Annotated in this window: 17 protein-coding genes, 1 tRNA gene and 2 pseudogenes; 11 read left to right on the top strand and 9 right to left on the bottom strand. The window is 62.8% G+C overall.

Going from position 1 to position 19423, the window contains the following annotated elements:
• The first annotated feature begins 37 nt into the window (after nt 1-37).
• The 9 genes from ACEW8Q_RS17265 to ACEW8Q_RS17225 all read left to right on the top strand — a co-directional run bounded on the left by ACEW8Q_RS17265 (nt 38) and on the right by ACEW8Q_RS17225 (nt 10758).
• Nucleotides 38-2389 carry a heavy metal translocating P-type ATPase gene (locus tag ACEW8Q_RS17265; protein WP_373505292.1) on the top strand — a complete coding sequence of 784 codons (2352 nt, stop codon included), beginning with the start codon at nt 38-40 and terminating at the stop codon, nt 2387-2389.
• A 190-nt stretch (nt 2390-2579) separates the two neighbouring features.
• On the top strand, nt 2580-3944 hold the full coding sequence (locus ACEW8Q_RS17260) for a UDP-glucose/GDP-mannose dehydrogenase family protein (protein ID WP_373505291.1): 1365 nt from the start codon (nt 2580-2582) through the stop codon (nt 3942-3944).
• A 7-nt stretch (nt 3945-3951) separates the two neighbouring features.
• The gene (locus tag ACEW8Q_RS17255) at nt 3952-4905 is read left to right on the top strand and encodes a UDP-glucuronic acid decarboxylase family protein (RefSeq protein ID WP_373505290.1); all 954 of its coding nucleotides are present in this window, start codon (nt 3952-3954) and stop codon (nt 4903-4905) included.
• A 220-nt stretch (nt 4906-5125) separates the two neighbouring features.
• Nucleotides 5126-5554 carry a DUF2721 domain-containing protein gene (locus ACEW8Q_RS17250; RefSeq protein WP_373505289.1) on the top strand — a complete coding sequence of 143 codons (429 nt, stop codon included), beginning with the start codon at nt 5126-5128 and terminating at the stop codon, nt 5552-5554.
• A gap of 296 nt (nt 5555-5850) precedes the next feature.
• Entirely contained in the window at nt 5851-6801 is a 951-nt protein-coding gene (locus ACEW8Q_RS17245; RefSeq protein ID WP_373505288.1) for a LysR family transcriptional regulator, read from the top strand.
• Complete coding sequence (locus ACEW8Q_RS17240) at nt 6798-7778, top strand: L,D-transpeptidase (protein WP_373505287.1); 981 nt, start codon at nt 6798-6800, stop codon at nt 7776-7778. Before ACEW8Q_RS17245 ends, ACEW8Q_RS17240 begins: the two co-directional genes overlap by 4 nt.
• A 26-nt stretch (nt 7779-7804) precedes the next feature.
• Nucleotides 7805-8854 (top strand): SH3 domain-containing protein, encoded by a 1050-nt coding sequence (locus ACEW8Q_RS17235; RefSeq protein WP_373505286.1) that lies wholly within the window; start codon nt 7805-7807, stop codon nt 8852-8854.
• A gap of 77 nt (nt 8855-8931) precedes the next feature.
• A complete protein-coding gene (locus ACEW8Q_RS17230) occupies nt 8932-9480 on the top strand; it encodes a hypothetical protein (RefSeq protein ID WP_373505285.1) in 549 nt (182 codons plus the stop codon).
• 150 nt (nt 9481-9630) lie between these two features.
• A complete protein-coding gene (locus ACEW8Q_RS17225) occupies nt 9631-10758 on the top strand; it encodes an alpha/beta hydrolase (RefSeq protein ID WP_373505284.1) in 1128 nt (375 codons plus the stop codon).
• Nucleotides 10759-11003: 245 nt separating this feature from the next.
• Here ACEW8Q_RS17225 and ACEW8Q_RS17220 read toward each other — a convergent pair.
• Together ACEW8Q_RS17220 and ACEW8Q_RS17215 are read right to left on the bottom strand one after the other, a co-directional pair.
• Nucleotides 11004-11153: pseudogene (locus tag ACEW8Q_RS17220) on the bottom strand (transposase); the annotation flags it as partial.
• A 27-nt stretch (nt 11154-11180) separates the two neighbouring features.
• Nucleotides 11181-11415 (bottom strand): annotated as a pseudogene (locus ACEW8Q_RS17215) (hypothetical protein); the annotation flags it as partial.
• Nucleotides 11416-11836: 421 nt separating this feature from the next.
• Here ACEW8Q_RS17215 and ACEW8Q_RS17210 point away from each other — a divergent pair.
• Nucleotides 11837-11983, top strand: a complete 147-nt coding sequence (locus ACEW8Q_RS17210; protein WP_373505283.1) for a hypothetical protein — start codon at nt 11837-11839, stop codon at nt 11981-11983.
• Nucleotides 11984-12054: 71 nt separating this feature from the next.
• Here ACEW8Q_RS17210 and ACEW8Q_RS17205 read toward each other — a convergent pair whose 3' ends face one another.
• The 7 genes from ACEW8Q_RS17205 to hemC all read right to left on the bottom strand — a co-directional run bounded on the left by ACEW8Q_RS17205 (nt 12055) and on the right by hemC (nt 18295).
• Nucleotides 12055-12489: a DUF3768 domain-containing protein gene (locus ACEW8Q_RS17205; RefSeq protein WP_373505282.1), complete on the bottom strand. Its 435-nt coding sequence runs from the start codon at nt 12487-12489 to the stop codon at nt 12055-12057.
• A gap of 149 nt (nt 12490-12638) precedes the next feature.
• On the bottom strand, nt 12639-13226 hold the full coding sequence (locus tag ACEW8Q_RS17200; protein WP_373505281.1) for a tyrosine-type recombinase/integrase: 588 nt from the start codon (nt 13224-13226) through the stop codon (nt 12639-12641).
• Between the two features lie 568 nt (nt 13227-13794).
• Nucleotides 13795-13870, bottom strand: a tRNA-Thr gene (locus ACEW8Q_RS17195).
• 43 nt (nt 13871-13913) lie between these two features.
• Nucleotides 13914-15383 (bottom strand): heme biosynthesis protein HemY, encoded by a 1470-nt coding sequence (locus ACEW8Q_RS17190; RefSeq protein ID WP_373505280.1) that lies wholly within the window; start codon nt 15381-15383, stop codon nt 13914-13916.
• Nucleotides 15380-16657 (bottom strand): COG4223 family protein, encoded by a 1278-nt coding sequence (locus tag ACEW8Q_RS17185; protein WP_373505279.1) that lies wholly within the window; start codon nt 16655-16657, stop codon nt 15380-15382. Before ACEW8Q_RS17185 ends, ACEW8Q_RS17190 begins: the two co-directional genes overlap by 4 nt.
• A 19-nt stretch (nt 16658-16676) precedes the next feature.
• Complete coding sequence (locus ACEW8Q_RS17180) at nt 16677-17375, bottom strand: uroporphyrinogen-III synthase (protein WP_373505278.1); 699 nt, start codon at nt 17373-17375, stop codon at nt 16677-16679.
• Nucleotides 17375-18295, bottom strand: a complete 921-nt coding sequence (hemC, locus tag ACEW8Q_RS17175; protein ID WP_373505311.1) for a hydroxymethylbilane synthase — start codon at nt 18293-18295, stop codon at nt 17375-17377. Before hemC ends, ACEW8Q_RS17180 begins: the two co-directional genes overlap by 1 nt.
• Before the next feature lie 68 nt (nt 18296-18363).
• Between hemC and tsaD the strand changes: the two genes are divergently transcribed.
• A partial coding sequence (tsaD, locus tag ACEW8Q_RS17170; protein ID WP_373505277.1) for a tRNA (adenosine(37)-N6)-threonylcarbamoyltransferase complex transferase subunit TsaD occupies nt 18364-19423 on the top strand: 1060 nt, incomplete at its 3' end.

The raw sequence follows: 19423 nt of genomic DNA, 5'->3' as shown, positions 1-19423 counted from the left end.
TTGTTCTATGCAGGTCGGAATGAACGAGAACAGCAACATGACAAGCACCAGCGATCACGGCATGCACGGGCATGGCCGTCATGGCCACGCTCATGACGACGGCATGGCCATCGATCCGGTCTGCGGCATGAAGGTCGATCCGCACACCTCGACTCTCAAGGCCGACCACGGCGGGCGCACCTATCACTTCTGCGCCCCGTCCTGCCGCACGAAGTTCATTGCGAACCCGCTCAAGTATCTGGAACCGGGCGATGCCGCGGCCGTGCCCGTGCCCGAGGGAACGATCTACACCTGTCCGATGCATCCGGAGATCCGCCAGGTCGGGCAGGGGTCATGCCCCATCTGCGGCATGGCGCTGGAACCTTTGCTCGCCACGGCCGAGGCGGGCCCCAATCACGAACTGATCGACTTCACGCACCGCTTCCGCATCGGACTGGCCCTCACGCTTCCCGTCTTTCTGCTGGAGATGGGCGGGCATCTTATCGATCTTCATGGCGTGATCGCCCAGCAGACGTCGAACTGGATTCAGTTGGTGCTCGCCACGCCCGTTGTGCTGTGGGCGGGCAAGCCCTTCTTCGAGCGCGGCTGGCAGTCGGTGAGAACCGGGCACCTCAACATGTTCACGCTGATCGCCATGGGCACCGGCGTGGCCTATGCCTACAGCTTCGTTGCGACCTTCGCACCGGGCATTTTCCCCGATGCCTTCCGGCAGCATGACGGGTCTGTGGCTGTCTATTTCGAGGCCGCCGCCGTCATCACCGTGCTGGTGCTCTTGGGCCAGATCCTTGAACTCCGCGCCCGCGACCAGACCTCGGGCGCCATCCGCGCGTTGCTCGATCTTGCACCGAAGATCGCGCGGCGGGTCGAGGACGACGGCACCGAGGACGACATCTCCATCGACCTCATTGGCGTGGGCGACCGCCTGCGCGTGAGGCCCGGCGAAAAAATCCCGGTCGATGGCGTGCTGGTCGAGGGCCATGTCGCGGTCGATGAATCGATGGTGACGGGCGAATCGATGCCGGTCACCAAGGAACCGGGATCGAAGGTCATCGGCGGCACGCTCAACGCGTCGGGCTCCTTCGTGATGACGGCAGAACGGGTCGGCCGCGACACCATGCTCGCGCGCATCGTGCAGATGGTGGCGGATGCGCAGCGGAGCCGGGCGCCGATCCAGCGGCTGGCCGATCAGGTCTCGGGCTGGTTCGTGCCTCTGGTCGTTCTCGTTGCCGTGGTTGCTTTCGCCTGCTGGGCCATGTGGGGGCCGGAGCCCCGACTCGCCTATGGCCTTGTCGCCGCCGTGGCTGTCCTCATCATCGCCTGTCCTTGCGCGCTCGGGCTGGCAACGCCGATGTCCATCATGGTGGGCGTCGGCCGCGGCGCACAGGCCGGCGTTCTCGTCCGCAATGCCGAGGCGCTGGAACGGCTTGAGAAGGTCGATACGCTGGTGATCGACAAGACCGGAACGCTGACCGAAGGACGGCCCGCCGTCACCCGCATCGTCGTCACCGAGGGTTTCGAGGAGACTGAAGTCCTGCGGCTTGCGGCCAGCGTGGAGCAGGCCAGCGAGCATCCGCTGGCCGCGGCCATCGTCGCAGCTGCAAAGGAGCGTTCGATCCCGCTGGCCAAGGTGATGGGATTTGATTCCCCGACCGGCAAGGGCGCCATCGGCATGGTCGAGCGCAAGCGCATTGTGCTCGGCAACGCCAGATTTCTCGATGAACTGAAGATTGATGCCAGCGCCCTCGCGACCGAAGCCGAGGCCCTGCGGCATGACGGCGCCACGGCGATCTTCGTCGCCATCAACGGCAAGCTCGCAGGCGCGCTTGCGATTGCCGACCCCGTGAAGGCCACGGCCGCCGAGGCCCTCGACCAGCTCCGCGCCGATGGCATCCGCATCGTGATGCTGACCGGCGACAATCGCACCACGGCAAACGCCATCGCCCGCAGGCTCGGCATATCGGATGTCGAGGCCGATGTGCTGCCCGATGGCAAGGCGGACGTGGTGGCGAAGTTCCGAAAGGCGGGTGGCGTTGTCGCGATGGCTGGCGATGGCGTGAACGACGCGCCCGCTCTCGCCGCCGCGGATGTCGGCATTGCCATGGGCACGGGGACCGATGTCGCCATGGAGAGCGCTGGCGTCACCTTGCTCAAGGGAGATCTGCGCGGCATCGTGCAGGCCCGCCGCCTGTCGCGGGCCACCATGTCGAACATCCGGCAGAACCTGTTCTTCGCGTTTCTCTACAATGCCGCCGGCGTGCCGGTGGCTGCCGGAATCCTCTATCCGGTCTTCGGCCTCCTGCTGTCGCCCGTCATTGCGGCTGCCGCCATGGCCCTGAGTTCGGTCAGCGTCGTCGGCAATGCGCTGCGGCTGAGGGCCGCAAAAATCTGAAGGAGGAAGCTGCCGGACTGCCTCACGGTCGCCATTAAGCATTTGTTTACTCTGAAACTTAAGCTATTCTTTTTACTACATCCGAGGGTTTTGCCGGAGGTGCTATTCTCGCTGGCCGCCAGACGCGTTAGATAGAAAATACAATTTGAATTGAACTGCCTCCCTGTGTGGCAAGAAAGCGGAAAGCACCATGAAGATCACTGTCATCGGCGCGGGTTATGTCGGCCTTGTCTCGGCGGCCTGCTTTTCGGATTTCGGTTATGAGGTGACTTGCGTCGATCGCGATGCGCGCAAGGTCGCGATGCTCGAGAATGGCAAGATCCCGATCTACGAGCAGGGCCTCGAGCCCATCGTCCAGAGCAACCGACAGGCGGGCCGTCTCGTCTTCACCGAGAACCTAAAGGAGGCCGTGGCCTCCGCCGACGTCGTGCTGATCGCGGTCGGAACGCCGACCCGCGAAGGCGAGGACGCCGCCGACCTTTCGTTTGTCTATGCCGCAGGCGAAGAGATCGCCAAGGCGATGAATGGCTTCACCGTCATCGTCACCAAGTCGACGGTTCCCGTGGGCACCGCCGCGAAGCTCCGCGAGATCATTTCCAAGGCCCGCCCCGACGGCGATTTCGAAGTCGCCTCCAACCCCGAGTTCATGCGTGAAGGCTCGGCGGTCGAGGACTTCCTGCGCCCCGACCGCGTGGTCATCGGTGTCAGCTCCGAGCGTGCCGAGGCGACGCTGCGCCAGCTCTACCGCCCGCTTGCGGCCAAGAACGTGCCGATCGTCGCCACCTCCTGCGAGGCGGCCGAGATCATCAAGTACGCGGCCAACACCTTCCTCGCCACCCGCATCGCCTTCGTCAACCAGCTCGCCGATCTGTGCGAGCGCGTCGGCGCCGACATCCAGGACGTGGCGCGCGGCATGGGCCTCGACAAGCGCATCGGCCTCCAGTTCCTCAGCCCCGGCCCCGGCTACGGCGGCTCGTGCTTCCCGAAGGACACCCGCGCACTGGCTGCCACCGCCCGCCAGTACGGCAATCCCTTCACCATCGTCGAGAACGTGATTTCGGCCAACGAGTCCCGCAAGCGCGACCTTGCCGACCGGATCCAGAAGGTCGTGGGCGGAACGCTCGCCGGCAAGAAGATCGCGCTGCTCGGCATCGCCTTCAAGGCGGAGACGGACGACATCCGCGATGCCGCGGCATTGACCGTCATCCCTGAACTGCAGCGCCGCGGTGCCGCAGTCGCGGCCTTCGACCCCGTGGCCATGGACAACGGCCGCCAGGCCTTCGACGAAGTGCAATGGTGCGCGGACGCCTACTCGGCGGCCATTGGTGCCGATGCCGTCGTGGTGCTCACCGAGTGGAACGTGTTCCGCGGGCTTGACCTGAAGCGCCTCGCCAAGGGCATGCGGCAGCCGGTGATGATCGACTTCCGCAATCTCTTCACGCTGGATGACGTCAAGGGCTCGCCCATGGCCTATCATTCGATCGGCCGCACCAGCCAGGTGCCGCCGGAGAGCCGCAGGGCCGACATCATCCCGTTCAAGTCGGGCACGGTGTAAGCCGCACATGCCGCGACTTTACGAAAGCCGGAAGCGCATCCTCGTCACCGGGGGTGCGGGCTTCCTCGGGTCGCACCTGATCGACCGGCTCATCGGCCAGGGCCATGAGGTGATCTGCGTCGACAACTTCTTCACGGGCACCAAGCGCAACGTCGAGCATCATCACGCGAATCCGCGATTCGAGGTCATCCGTCACGACGTCTGCTTTCCGCTGAAGGTGGAAGTCGACGAGATCTACAATCTCGCCTGCCCAGCCTCGCCGCCACACTACCAGCACAACCCCGTCTACACGATCAAGACGTCGTTCCTCGGGGCGATGAACATGCTGGGGCTGGCCAAGCGCCTCAAGTGCCGGATCTTCCAGGCCTCGACCAGCGAAGTCTATGGCGACCCGTCAATTCATCCGCAGGTCGAGAGCTATTGGGGCAACGTCAACCCCATCGGCACCCGCTCGTGCTACGACGAGGGCAAGCGCAGCGCCGAGACACTGTTCTTCGACTATCACCGCCAGCACGGCGTCGACATCAAGGTGGCGCGCATCTTCAACACCTATGGACCGCGTATGCACCCGCGGGACGGGCGCGTGGTGTCGAACTTCATCACGCAGGCGCTGGCCGGCGAAGACCTCACCATCTATGGCGATGGCTCGCAGACGCGCTCGTTCTGCTATGCCGACGACCTGGTCGAGGGCTTCCTCCGCCTCATGGCCTCCGACACGGCGGTGACTGGTCCCATCAACCTGGGCAATCCCGGCGAATTCACCATGCTGGAACTGGCCGAGCAGGTCCTGAGGCTCACGGGCTCGTCTTCGAAGATCACCCACAAGCCGCTGCCTGCGGACGACCCGAAACAGCGCCAGCCCGATATCACGCAGGCCCGCGTGAAGCTCGGATGGGAGCCGAAGGTCGATCTGTCGGAAGGCCTCAAGAGCACGATCGCCTATTTCCGCAATCTCGCCTGATCGTCCCTCAGGTCTTCAAGCCGGCCTCTGGCAACGCACCAGATTCGTGGTGCTTTGCAGAATCGGACAATCCCATGCGGGCCCGATCGCTCTGCACCTCCTGCCTCGCGCGCGTCGAACAGCTTCTCCCGGACTGAACGAACCGCACATCGGGGCGGGGGGTGGAGCGCAAGCATGCGCCTTGCTACACCGAACCAATTGGCAAGAGGTCGAGTCGGACATGGTAGAGCCTGGAACAATCGAGCATTTCGGACAGATCCTGTCGCATGTGGTGGCTCCTGCCTTCCTGCTGGGCGCCGTCGCGAGCTTCACGTCGATCCTGCTGGCGCGTGTCGAGAAAGTGCTGGACCGGATGCGTGTCATCAACGACATTCCCCCGGAGGGACATTCCAAGTCCGTGCTCAGGGCTGACATTCCACGGTTGAAGCGGCGCCTGCATCTGCTGAACAGTTCACTCTACCTGTCGATCTGGAGCGGCATTGTCGCGGGCGTGCTGATCATCGGCGCCTTCGTCGCCGCACTCCTCTCCATAACCCATGTCTGGGGCGCCGCCGTGGCCTTCACCCTGTCGATGGCGCTGCTCTGCCTTTCCCTTTTCGTCTTTGCCATGGAAGTCAGAATCAGCCTGAGCGAAAACGATCAACTCTGAGCGGGCCTGTTCGGGCCTGTGACGAAGGCCGCGCGCCGCGCGCGAATGCCAACCAGCAAGTATCGGAGAAGAATGCGCGCGATGGTGGCGGACGTGTCTCTGAATGCGCATGTTCGCATCAGGAGGTGGCCGGATCGCCCGATTTCCGCCATTTCCACGTTTGACAAGCTGTCATGTATTTGTGAAACGGGGCATGTTTTGTGTGGCGGCGTCAGTCCCCGGACGATTGCCATCAGCACACCGTCGCGCTCCGTTTGCCATGTGCTCATGATTTGCAAGGCCTGAAAGTGACCAGCGTGCAGAAGACCAAGGACCCCAACATCCTGCGTGGCCTCCAGTATTTCGAGGCCGTGGCGCGGCACCGTTCGCTGCGCCGCGCGGCGCAGGACCTTGGCGTCACCGAGAGCGCTGTCAGCCATCAGATGCGGCGCTTCTCCGATACCATCGGACAGCAACTCCTGATCAGGTCAGGCCGCGGCATAGCACTCACCGCGACGGGGGAGAGGCTGGCCGCGAAACTCGTCGAGGCCTTCGCAGGATTGGAATCCCTTGTGAGCGATCTCGCCGGCTCCGGCGAGCATGTGCTGCAGCTCGCCGTCTGCAGCAGCTTCGGCCCCGGCTGGCTGATCGGCCGGCTCGATGATTTTTATGAAGCCCATCCCCAGATCGACCTGCAGCTTCGCCTCTATGCGCAGGACCCGCTGCTGACCAACGAGGTGGCCGATGCCTTCGTCACCGCCTATCCGGTGAGGCCCGAACACGCGTCACTGAAGCTCAAGGACGAGCATCTGGTCGCGGTTCACGCCCCTTTGCCGGGGCGCCGGGAGGATCAGCGCTTCGCACTGATCACGACGGACATCGAGAAGGGCCGCGTGGGACAGGACTGGATCACCTTCTGCAAGAGGGCAGATCTGAAACTTGGCGATATTCAGCAGGGCCTATGGCGGCAGTGCTCGCATTACCTCCTGGCGCTTGAAATGGCGAAGAACGGCCAGGGCATCGCACTCGTGCCGGACTTTCTGGCCGAGCATGACCTGTGCGCCGGGTCGCTCGTTGCCTTTTCCGATGTCCGTCTGCCGTCGCACCGAACCTATCACCTGTGCTTCAGGAAAAGCCGCGCGCACGAACCGCAGCTCCAGGCGCTCGCCCGCTGGTTCCGCTCGCGGGTCGCTGAGGACAGGCCGCAGCCCATGACTGCGAACGCAACTGCAGCCCGCCGTTCAATCACTTTGGAGAGGCCGTCATGAACAGGAGAGACTTTTACAAGCTGGCAGGTGGTTCGCTGGTTTCGCTTGGCATCGGTGCCGGGTCAGCCCCAGCGCAGCTCGTCAGCAAGCATGCCGATCAACTCGAGAACGGTGAGTTCAACTGGTTCCCGGAGCGCTCGGCCTCCGGACCCATGCTGATCATCGTGTCGATTCCGGACCAGAAGGTTCATGTCTACCGGAACGGTGTCCGCATTGCGGCCTCGACCTGCTCGACCGGCAAGCCCGGCCACTCGACGCCGACGGGTGTGTTCAAGATTCTCCAGAAGGACAAGCATCACCACTCGTCCACCTACAACAATGCGCCGATGCCGAACATGAACCGGCTCACCTGGTCGGGGATAGCGCTTCATGCCGGGCAACTGCCCGGCTATCCCGCCTCGCATGGTTGCGTCAGGCTTCCCTTGCAGTTTTCCGAGATGCTGTTCGGCATCACGAGAAAGGGAATGACCGTCGTCATTGCAGACAACAAGTCCTTTCCATCGGGTGTTGTCCATCCCGGCATGGTGCTCGGCCAGTATGCCCGTAGCGAGTTTGACGCTGTCGACATGGCACTGAAGAAGAGTCAGTACAGCGAAGGCCGCAGTTCCGGCCACAAGGCGACGAGCGTGGTGGTGAGTGCGAAAGACAAGAGGATCACCGTGTTCGAGGACGACAGGATCGTGGCCTCTGGCGGCGTCAAGATCGTGGATGACCACAAGCCTCTGGCCAACCGCGCCTACATGCTGCATGGCGCCGACTCCGGCACGAAGGACTTGCGCTGGACATCGATCGGCTATGGCAAGTCGGACCGCGAGGACATGTCAGCGCAACTGAGCCGCATCGAGGCCGAGCCCAGGGTGCGCGAGGAAGTGCGCAAGCGCCTGCACCACGGCATGACAATGGTGACCACCAACGAGAGTTCGACCGACGTCCACCGCAGCGGCGGAGACTTCGTGATCATCGACGGCATCTACTGATGCAATTCAACCCAGGAGGTTCGATCATGAGATTTTTTCTGGCGGCAATGGTCGCATTCGGCTTGTGGGCCGGAACGGCACCGGCTTTTGCAGATGGCGATATCCGGACGGAGCAGGTACAGTTCCCGCCGGGCGCGAGCGGCACGGTCATCCGCGACAGTATCAAAGGCCGCGAGTCGGTCTCCTACACGCTGTCCGCCCGGGCGGGGCAGGTCATGTCGGTCAGACTCGCTGCGAAGAACACCGCCACCTATTTCAACGTCTACGCGCCGGGAAAGGGCCCTGGCGATGAAGCCCTTGCGGTCAGCGAGATAACGGGCCCGATGGTGCCGGACCTCAACCAGTTCAAGGGCACGCTTCCCGAAACCGGGACCTACATCGTCTCGGTCTACCTCTATCGCAATGCTGCCCGCCGCAACGAGCGCTCGGACTATACGCTCGACATCGCAATCGCTGATGCGCCGGCCGAGACTGGCGCGGTGTCGGATGACTTTGCCGACAGTCTGTCTGGCGGCCCGGATTTCTGGGACGTGAGGGGACTCGCGGCCGGAAAGCTGCTCAACTTGCGGTCCGGTCCTTCCGTGAACGACGCCGTGGTCACGCGACTTGCCAATGGCATGGTGCTGCGGAACAAGGGCTGCCGCATGACGGGCAGCGAGCGCTGGTGCGCAGTGGAGCGCGCCGATGATGCCGCCGTCAAGGGTTGGGTCGCAGGGCGATTTCTCCGCGAGTCCAGCTACGTCGAGGGCGCCAACCAGTCGACGGACGCAATCGTTCCCGGCACAGACTTCAACGCCACCGGCAGCATTCCCTGCGCCCGTGACGCCGGCCAGCCAATGGGAAGCTGCGGCTTCGGCGTGAAGCGGCAGGGCAATGGTAGTGCAACTGTCACAGTGACGTGGCCCGATGGCGGCAGCCGCGTCATCGCCTTCGAGAACGGCACGGCGGTCCGCTATGACGAATCCCAAGCTGATGGCGGCGCAACGCTGCAAGTGACGCGAAACGCCGACCTGTCGATCATCACCATCGGTGATCAACGGTTCGAGATCCCGGATGCCGTGGTGTATGGAGGCTGATGCCACGCCTTCGCCGTCTCGCCAGTCCGCGACACGATTTGTCGCCCGCCTGTTTCAATTCAACCAAGGAGAAGACGATGAAGACCATTCTGATGGCCGGAGCCGCCGCAACCCTGTTCATGGCTCTTGCGAGCACGGCTCAGGCCAGCATGCCGGAGTTTCACGGGACGTGCCCGATGGGCGTCAAGATCGAGTCCGACAAGCACGCCAACGTTCTGATCAATGGCCACAAGGCGTCGGTGAAGAAGTTCAACGAGAACTATTGGGAAGCGAGGCACAACGATTTCATCCTCAGCATCGCCAAGGAAGGTTCCGAGGCGACCGTGACCTACACCGCCAAGGGCGGCGCCAATGGCGTCTGCACGGTCTCGTCCAAGCACGGCGCGTCTTCGGGCTCCGCTTCGAATGCCGGCGCCGGCATTCCGTCCGAGGACGAGCAGGCCTGCCTGCAGGCCGTATCCATCCAGACCAACAACGGTGACGTGACGCTTCTGCAAACTTCGTCCTCGGAGGCCAACAACGAGGTCATCATCGGGGTGGGGGCGAACAAGGCCAAGTGGAAGTGCCTCGTCAAGAACGGCCAGGTTGCCGAGGTCAGTTCCCTGACCGACGAGGGGGCTCTCTAGGCGCAGTCAGGGTGCAATGCGGCCTCGCTGCCCGTCTGGCGACGGGGCGCAGAGTCTTGGACAGGGCTCACACTTCTTTTCCAAATGTGGCGCAAATGTAGTATGGACCGGGCTCGTTCTGCCGTACCAACCACGTTGTGTGATGTTCAGATGCTGTTTTTCGCCTCGCGCCGGCTTCAATCGGCCTTGATGCTGTTGATTGTGACCGGGCCGCTCTTCGCCTGTGCGAGCCGGCCGGAGAGTGGCTACCTGACGCCTGTCGCCGGGAGCAGTTCCGTTACGTCCGAGCACACGATCCTGGTGGCGACGACACGCGAGCGCGACATGCGGCCTGGAACGCTGTTCAACGGCGAGCGGACAAGCAGCCTCGACCATGCGAGCATCACCGTCTCGGTTCCGCCCACCCATGTGCCCGGCAAGGTCGAATTGGCCTCCACCGCGCCCGGCAAGCCGGAATCCTCCTTTGTCGTGCGCGATGCCGCCTACATCGATGGCGATCAGGCCTTCATCCAGTCCCTGAACGCCCAACTGGCCCAGCGCCCCCCGGGAAGCCGGCGCGTGCTGCTGTTCATCCACGGCTACAACACCATGTTCGCCGAGGGCCTCTATCGCTTCACGCAGGTCGTTCACGATTCGAAGGCCGTCGCCGTGCCAGTCCTGTTCACCTGGGCCTCGCGCGGAAAAGTCTCTGAATATGTCTATGACAACAACAGCGCCACGGCCGCGCGCGACGACCTCGAGCATACGCTCCGTCTGATCCTCGCGAGCAATGCCGAGGAGGTCAACATCCTGGCCCATTCGATGGGGAACTGGGTCGCGGTCGAGGCATTCCGGCAGATCAAGATTTCCGGCAATCTGGAGAATACCGGCAAGATCGGCAGCGTCTTCCTGGCCTCTCCCGATATCGATCTGGATGTGTTCAAGACCCAGATGCGGCGAATCGGCCGGCCCGACAAGCCGGTCTACATCGTCATCTCGAAGGACGACGTGGCGCTTGGCTTCTCGAAATTCATCGCCGGCGGGCAAGTGCGCGTGGGCGATGCCACCAATGCGCAAGAACTGGCCGATCTCGGCGTCACGGTCATCGACCTGACCAACCTCGAGGGCGACGACGCAGCCAATCATGCCAAGTTCGCGCAGCTCGCCACGGTTGGGCCCGAACTCGGCAAGGTGCTGGGGAAGGGACTCGGCCAGAGCACCGCCCAGCGCCAGCAAACCGCAGGCGGCACCCTCGGCGCCATCCTGGGCGCGCCCATCCGGATTATCGCCGGGCAGTAATCACCCTGCGCCCTTAGCCCCACGGCTGAAAACGGACGTGACAAGCCCGATAACACATCAAGGCCAAAGCATGCCTTGATCGACGGATTGGATTTGAAGGGGAATGGTGCGCCCGCAGGACTCGAACCTGCGACCCCCGCATTACGAATTGGCATTTGGGCATTTCTACCATGTCATACCAGTGCTACGAAGTGATGCAACTCACTGTTCTGAGAGGTGGCTCGGCAAATCTGAACAGGGTGGATAAGCAGCTGGTCCCGCCATTGCTTGATCTGGTTCGGGTGGACATCGAACTCTTGCGATAGCTCAATCAAAGTCTTCTCGCCCTTGAAGGCAGCCAATGCCACCTTCGCCTTGAATGCAGGGCTATGATTCCGGCGCGGACTTCTGCTCATGTCCTTCTCCTCGCTCGCGGCAATCATGCCGCCATTGGTGCGGGTGTCATGTCCGATGATCTGCTTGATCTCGATCATCAAGCGGATCGGGCGCATTAACACGATGTTGCGGGCGTCCACGCCGGTTGAAAGCTTCTGCGACGTGGTCAGGATCGTCGGGATGGTCTTGTCATTGAAATGTCGCTGAAATGAAACGCGCAGATTATTTCCCGCCCCGCCTGCCGTCATCCACCGTCACTGGGGGGCAATAAGGCGGGGTCGCCACGAAAGAAAGATAGGCTTGCTCATGGCCGGCACGCACGAAGCGAACCCGGTCCTGGCAGACTTCAATACTCTTCATCCCTCTTGACCTCCATACCAACTTCCGAGTTGATTAAGAATTTTACTTGACATTTGCTATTTTCTGAGGGACACTTCTAATATGAGATGAAAACGGTTGGCTGAACCTCGGTAATCCGGGCTTCGTTCTGCCAAGCTCTCAAAATAAATCCGTTCTCGGAACCGGCTTGTTGCAAGATTGCTATGTGATGCCCTTTGGGTGCTTGCATTGCGTTTAAGCTTGCCTCCGTGTTCCTGCATTATTCCTCAATCAGTATTCAAACTGGCTCGACTCCTTCTGTTGCCGCGTGTGCATCGGGAGCGCTGAGCCGTTGTCTGTCGCAACGCCAAACGGGAGCGCAATCATGTTCACGTCCAACCTGTCGTTTACAAACAGCCTGTCTGTTTCCCAAACATTTGATCTCGATCTGCTGCTCGATACGGCGTTCGTAAAGGCGGCCTGCCAGGACCTGTTCGCGCCGGTGAGCTTCTGGGATGTTGACGGCGTCTGAGCAAATAGCTCTGATCGCGGCGCTGATGTTAAGGCGTTTGGCGTAGTGATTTTCGCTCTCCATGACCCACCTCAGTATTCTTGGGAAAGCATGATGGTAAGGACACGCACCGTCACCTTTGGATCGGCGGCATCCGGCGAGTGGTAGGTTCTGTGTCGGTCGTAGTAGTCGATCTTCCAGATGATCCGGTGACCCCCGACCTCCATGACGGCGCAGTCGTGCTCGCCCCAAGGATCATTGTCCGGTGTGAAGTCTGTGAAGGTCGAGATGGCCTTGAAGATCGCGTTCACCGTGGAAAGACCGAGGACAGCGATGCCATCGGTCATATGGACCAGGCCACCACTCATGGTGGTTCTGAGCCTGTCGTTGAGCTCGCGAATGCGGCATGTGCAGCCCATGCTGCCGTAGCCCTTGCATGCTTCGGACTGGCAGCCATTCTGGCGCCGACCAGCGTTCGTGATTTGTTCTGACGAAGGGCACAGTTTGTCATTGTCCATGTTGGTCATGGAATGCTCCTATTGACGATGTTGGGTTGGAGGGATCGGCTGGGAGATCGATTTCCCTTCGACACGCGTCAGCCGTCGCGTGGGAGGGTCTAGAAGGCCTCAAGAGCCGTCTATGGGTAGGAAGCGAGGGTTGGAACCCTTGGAAGCGGCTACATCAGCCGTACGAGCTTTCGCTGGGCAATGCCGTCGCCTTCGATGTAGCCCTCGGTCGTCTGGATTGACCGGTGACCGGCAAGAAGCTGGACGTCCCTCAAGGAGCCGCCAGCTCGATGCACTAGCTTCGCCGCATTGGTGATAAAGGTGCGGCGGCCCGAGTGCGACGAACACCCTTCGAGCCCCAGCTCAGCGTAGAGGGCATGGAACCAGTTCACAACCGCCTTGGGGCTCATGTGGCCGCCGCGCAGGGATCTGATGACTGGCCCTTCGGCTATAGACTTGCCCACAGTCTGGCGCTGGAGGCATTGGAGGGCTCTACGAATGTCCTCGTGCAGCGGCAGCCGCCGCCCTGAGCCGTATTTGGCCACTGCACCGGGGAGCTCGATGGTTTCGCCGATCTCGCCATTGCTGTCGGTGATCATGGCCCATGTGAGCTGGGCGATCTCGCCAGCTCGAAGCCCAGCCTTCACGCTGAGCAAGATCATCGTCTTGTTCCTCGCCCCATGCCGATGCTTCGCGACCCATGAGAGAGCGCGGCGCACGTCAGTGGGGCGGAGAACCTTTGCAGGTTGTCCGTTCACGACTGTCCTCAAGATGTGGTGATTTGTGCGATTTGCCGAGGGGTGGCCAAGATTGGGCCGAGCTACCCTAGCGTCACCACATTAGCAAATCGAGAGAATCGTGTCAAGCCATTGAAATACATAGATTCTATTGGCTTTCTTCTTTGAGTGAAGAACCATGAAGCTCTACTTCTGTGGCTATAAATCTAGGCTGTCCTTCGATTCTCAAAGCGTCCAAGTAGTCGGCCCACCATTGGATCATCTTGACCCTTTCTGTCATGGCCTCCCCGCGCCGATATGCTCGACGAACTGCGTCTTCGTCTTGGTGGGCTAGTTCCCGCTCGATCGCGTCAGATGAAAAGAGGTTGCTATCATTCAAGAATGTAGACGCAGTGGCCCTGAATCCGTGTGAGGTGGGCGTCTCGTTTGTCGTATCTTCAAATGCCAAGGTACCACATACCTACAGATATATCGACATTCCCTCCGATTGAAGGCGAATGATGCCGAACTCTGGCGAACGCAGAAATCCGATAATCGATTGAAATTGTTTGGGATTATAGATGTTGGCGAATGGTGCCGAACAGTGGACTGGTGCCGCTTGCAGGACTCGAACCTGCGACCCCCGCATTACGAATGCGGTGCTCTACCAACTGAGCTAAAGCGGCGCCGTCTGGTGCGGCGAACCGATAGACGGTTTCGGTTTCGATTTCAACCGTCTGCAGGAAGGGATTTTCGGGCGCCAGATTCCGGCGCATCGAAATCTTCTGGCAGGCCGGGATCGTCGGGCGGGCGCTGCGGAACCACCATCTTCGGTGCTTCGATTGCCTTTGGCGGTGCTGCAATCGCAACGGACTGCATGGCGGCGGGTGCCGCTGCCACGTCGGCTTCAAGCTGTTCCGGCATCTCGAAGGGCGCCTTCCATTCGCACGGCACGATTTCGCCCGAGACGGGAGACACGGGAGTCCAGCGCGGGCTGGCAACGCCATCTGACACCCAGATCGGGTCGCGCGGCGCGTGGAGTGCGCGGGCCAACCATTCGCGGGCCCGGCCCTTGTCACCCTGGGCTTCCTCGATATCGGCCATCAGTGCGCAGACGCGGGCTTGCGGGCGGTTCTCGGCATAAGGCTTTAGAGCGTCACGGGCCACGTCCCAGCGTTGCGCTTTCACCGCCGCCCTTGCCAGCGCTACGGCACCTTCGAGGCCGCCTTTATCCTCCTTCAGGAGGTCGCGGATACGCTCGTACCGGGCGTCCGGCCCGTCCGCTGGCAACAGGTGTGCCTGCACATCGGCCAACTCCGGGTGGGGCGAGACAACCCAGGTTTCCTTGATGATCTTGGACGCCTTGCGTTGCGAAGCCTGCGACACGAGCACGCGCGCGGCGACAACCGCCGCGGGCACCAGTGCGGGATCGAGCTTGTGGGCCTTCAGCGCCAGATCGAGAGCTTGCGGCTTGTTTGAATCTTCAAGTGCAAGCGCCTGCGCGGCCAGCATGGCGGCCTGCTTCTTGTTGCCTTCGGGTGCCGGCAGAAGGCCGGATTTCACCTGCTGGGCCAAAGTCGCCGATGCGGCGCTCCAGTCCTTGGCGGCGGATTGAAGCTGCAGCACCGCCGTCGAGGCCCATGCCAGGCGCGGGTTGAGAGCCAGAGCGCGCTCGGCATGCCGCCGCGCCGTGCCGATGTCGCCTGACTGGCGGGCTTCCGCGAACAGGCCGCGAAGACCCAGCGCTTCGGTGTCGGGCGATTTCGTCATCGCTTCGAAGATGCGTTTTACCGAGGCGCGATCACCCTTCAACTGGGCAGCTTGTGCCGCCAGCACATTGACCAGGGGCTCATCGGAAAGTGAATTACCAGCGATGGCCGCGTGCTTGGCGGCTGCCACCGCATCGCCCGCACCCGCCGCGATGATGCCGCGTGACAGCGATTCATAGCCCTTGCGGTTCTTGCGGAACGTCCAGTAGCGCCCGACGGCCTGCGGGCTGCTCCACAGCCGGCGGAACAGGCTCCACACGAACCAGATGGCGACGACGGCCAAAACCGCCAGCACCACGCCGGCGATGAAGCTCATCTCGATCTCGCGGCCAAGCCAGCGGACGGTAAGGGTGCCGGGCCGGTCGGCGATCCAGGCAAATCCCGCGGCGAGCAGCACCAGAAGCAGGAAGCGCCACAGAAGCTTGATCATGGATTGCCTCCCAGCGCGGTGATCTGGCGGAGCACCGCCTCAGAGACCTGGTTGGCGGCGGCTTCGAGCTGCAGGCGGGCGGCGGCCCGCTCGCGCCACTGGGTCAGTGCCATGGGCTTCTCGCCCTCGGCGGCGTCCACAACCGAAATCGCCTGGGTGAGGTCGCCTGCCTCGGCGAAGGCCGCGGCCTTCTCGGCCAATTGCGGCCAGTCGGCCTCGCCGATCTCGCGTATCGAGATGATGCCGGAGAGTGATTCGAGCAGCGTGTCCCAATAGCTGTCGCTGGCGGGTGCTGGGGCCTCGGGCTGCGGCAGGGCGGGGATAGCGGCGCGAAGCTCCTTGGCAAGTCCTTCCGCCGTGGGCAGGCCGTCGGCCGCATTGGTGGCAAGTACATCGAGCCCGGCTGCGGCCGGAACCATGCGGGAGATGCGATCAAACTCGGGCGCGAAGCCAGTCCCGGCGGCGATCTTGGCCTTGAGGTCGGACAGCGCCTGCGACAACGTCGCGGTCACGGAAGCCTTGTCACCGCCGCCCTCTGAGGTTTTCAAGCTGGCCACGTCCTTTTCCAGCGCATCGAGGCGCTGGCCCAGGGCGACCAAGGCTGCCGGATCGGCCGTGCCGCCCGTGCCTGTTCCTGAACCCGGTGCCGATACACTCTTGAGCAGGGCATCGAGGTCGGCCTTGGCCTTGTTCACCGCGTCTTCGGCGGCGGCGATGCGCTGGTCCACGCCATCGATGCGCGCGGAGATATCCGTGAGGCCGGAGGCCGTGGACTGGACGTCGGATTTCAGGGCTTCGGCAGCCTGCGCCGCAGCCTTGGCGGATTGGTCGGCGGCGGCGATCTGGTCCTTCAGGGAATTGCCATTCGCTTCCAGCGTGTCGAGACGCACCTGCAAGGCCTTGATCTCGTTCGTGGGGAAATAGCTCGACAGCACGTCACGGTAGAGCCATCCACCGCCGATCGCGCCAAGGATAAGCGCGGCGATGATCCAGCCGGCAGCGCCGCGGGCTTTTTTCCGGGGTTGGACAGGAGGCGGCGGGGGTGGAGGAGGGGGCGGCGGGGGTGGAGGCGCGGAAATGTCTGCGTCTCGCTCCCGCTCCGGTTCTTCAGGATCGGGCTTGTTCTCCACGGTGTCGGGGGCGATATCCTCGACCTCCGGCCGGGACTCATCGATCCCGGTCCTGATGTCTTCCGGCTTGATCTCCTCGGCCACGAGGTCGATCACCTGCGGCTTCGCCGCGTTGCCGTCGTCTTCGGATTTCTGATCGGTCATGTTCAACGGCCTAAAGGGTTCACCGCGTTTGATCAAGCAGGGCCAACATCGCAGCCTCATCGGGTGACGTTGCGACCACTTTCTTCCAAGCCTCGGGCAGGACTGCGGCAACATTGCGTGAGAGGCAGAGGTGTTGGATTTCTGCAGCCTGGGTGCCGAGGATTTCAGCTTCGACCAGGCCGCGCCAGATTTTCGCGCTGCGCGGAGAGTATAGCATCACGGCATCGATTTGGCCGTTGCGGATCGCGTCACCGATTTCGCCCAGTGCCTGAGCCGGCACTGCGTCATAGAGAACAATCCGATGGCATGCAAAGCCCGCTTCCTTGAGTTGCGCTTCGAGATCGCCCGCCGTTTCCGCGCCCGAAAGATAGAGGATAGGACCTTGAGCCGGGTCAAGCTCATTGCGGATGAAGGCGGCGAGGCCGTTGACGTCGCCGCCATGGGCTTCCGCAGCAAGGCCAGCCGCAAGGGCCGCCTTCAGCGATTGCGGTCCGACCGTCAGTGTACGGATGGAAGCGAGGCCGTGTGCTTCGGGAAGCGCGCGGATACCGTTGGCGCTGGTCACGGCGACGGCCTGCCACGGCAGGGAGGGGATCGTGACGTTGTCTCGCGGTTTGATCGCCAGCAGCGGCGTCACCGTCACGTCATGGCCCAAGGCTTCGAGCCTGGCGCGCAATGGCCCTGCGTCTTCCTCCGGCCGCGTGACCGCGATCCGCATCAGAAGGCGATGAGGCCGCCGCCATCGGCCTTCACTTGTTCACCTGCCTCGCGCCCCATGCGTTCGGCATCGGCGGGAGAGCCAGCGCGCGTAGTCTCGAAGCAAAAGGCGCCGTCGAGTGTCAGGGCATGGCCACGGAATTTCACCTGTCCATTTTCGATCAAGGCATGACCGGCGAGCGGCGTGCGGCACGACCCGTCGAGTGCAGCGAGGAAGGCACGCTCGCAATTGACGGCAATGGCGGATGCCTCGTGGTTGATCGGCGCCAGCAGCGCGCGGGTGGCCTCGTCGTCCGCGCGCGTCTCGATGCCGATGCAGCCCTGCGCCACGGCGGGGAGCATCACGTCGATGGGAACGAGCGAGGTGATCCTGTCCTTCAAGCCCAGCCGGTTGAGGCCTGCCGAGGCCAGGAATGTCGCCTGCGCCACACCGTCCTCGAGCTTCTTGAGCCGGGTTTCGACATTGCCGCGAAACTGGATGACCTCGATATCGGGCCGGAGCCGCTTCAGTTGTGCCGCGCGGCGCACCGAGGAGGAGCCGACAACGGCGCCCTTGGCGAGATCATCGATCGACTTCGCCACGGGGCTCAGGAATGCATCGCGCGGATCCTCGCGCGGCAGCAGCGCCGCCATGACGAGGCCATCGGGCAGACGCGCCGGCATGTCCTTCATCGAGTGCACCGCGAGGTGGATGCTTCCCTCGAACAGCGCCTCCTCGATTTCCTTGGTGAAAAGGCCCTTGCCGCCGATCTCAGCCAATGGCCGGTCGCGCACGCGGTCGCCGGTCGTTGTGATGACGACAATCTCGATGTCATCGTCAGAAAGCCCGTGGGCGGCCATGAGGCGGCTCTTCGTTTCGTTCGCCTGGTAGAGGGCGAGGGGAGAGCCACGGGTACCAATCTTCAGCTTCGGCATTTGCAAGTCTGTTCCGGCGGATGCTACAGGGTCGGGCATCTTTAGCCGCAAACCCCGGTGCCGTCACCCGTTCCATGAAGCAAGGCCACACATACATTCTCGGGATCGAGACATCCTGCGACGAGACAGCGGCGTCCGTCATCCGCCGCGATGCGGAGGGCGAAGGTGAAATCCTTTCCAACATCGTGCTCTCGCAGTTGAAAGACCATGCGCCCTATGGGGGCGTGGTGCCGGAGATTGCGGCCCGCGCCCACATCGAGCACCTCGACAAGCTGGTGAGCCGGGCAATGGAGGAAGCGGGCCCGGGATTCGCCGATCTCGATGGGATCGCGGCGACAGCCGGGCCTGGGCTCCTGGGCGGCGTCATCGTCGGTCTCACCATGGCCAAGGGCATAGCACTTGCTCACGGCAAGCCGCTGCTGGCGGTGAACCACCTCGAAGGCCATGCGCTGACGGCAAGGCTTCTGCAGAAGGTGAATTTCCCCTATCTCCTGCTGCTCATCTCCGGTGGCCATACCCAGTTCCAGATCGTCGAGGGTGTCGGCCGCTATCATCGGCTGGGCACGACGATTGACGATGCGCTGGGCGAGGCCTTCGACAAGGTGGCGAAGCTTCTGGGGCTCGGATATCCGGGCGGGCCGCAGGTCGAGGCGCTTGCACGCCGTGGCAACCCGGAGCGCTTCGCGTTTCCGCGCCCGCTGAAGGGCCGCAAGGACTGCAATTTCTCCTTCTCCGGCCTCAAGACCTCGGTCCGCGAGACGGTGAATGATCTGGGCACCCTGACGGATCAGGATGTCGCCGATATCTGCGCGAGCTTCGAGGCGGCGGTGGCCGAGACCATGACCGACCGGCTCAAGATGGCCGTAACACTCTTCCGCGAAGCTCATCCAGCCGTCGAAAGGCCAGCCCTGATCGTGGCAGGCGGGGTCGCGGCCAACGCGAAGCTGAAGACGGTGTTCGAGCAAGCGGCCGAGCGCCACGGCCTCGACCTCATCGTGCCGCCGCCAAGGCTGTGTACCGACAATGCCGCCATGATCGCCTGGGCCGGAGCCGAACGCCTGGCGCTTGGTCTTGTCGATGATCTGGGCGTCGCCGCCCGCGCCCGCTGGCCGCTCGACCAGGCTCAGGCGCCTG

Origin of the sequence: Aestuariivirga sp. (genome assembly GCF_041738905.1) — a bacterium.
Lineage (GTDB): Bacteria > Pseudomonadota > Alphaproteobacteria > Rhizobiales > Aestuariivirgaceae > Aestuariivirga.
The sequence above is the reverse complement of the archived record's forward strand: the minus strand, read 5'-3'. Positions and strand labels throughout refer to the sequence as shown.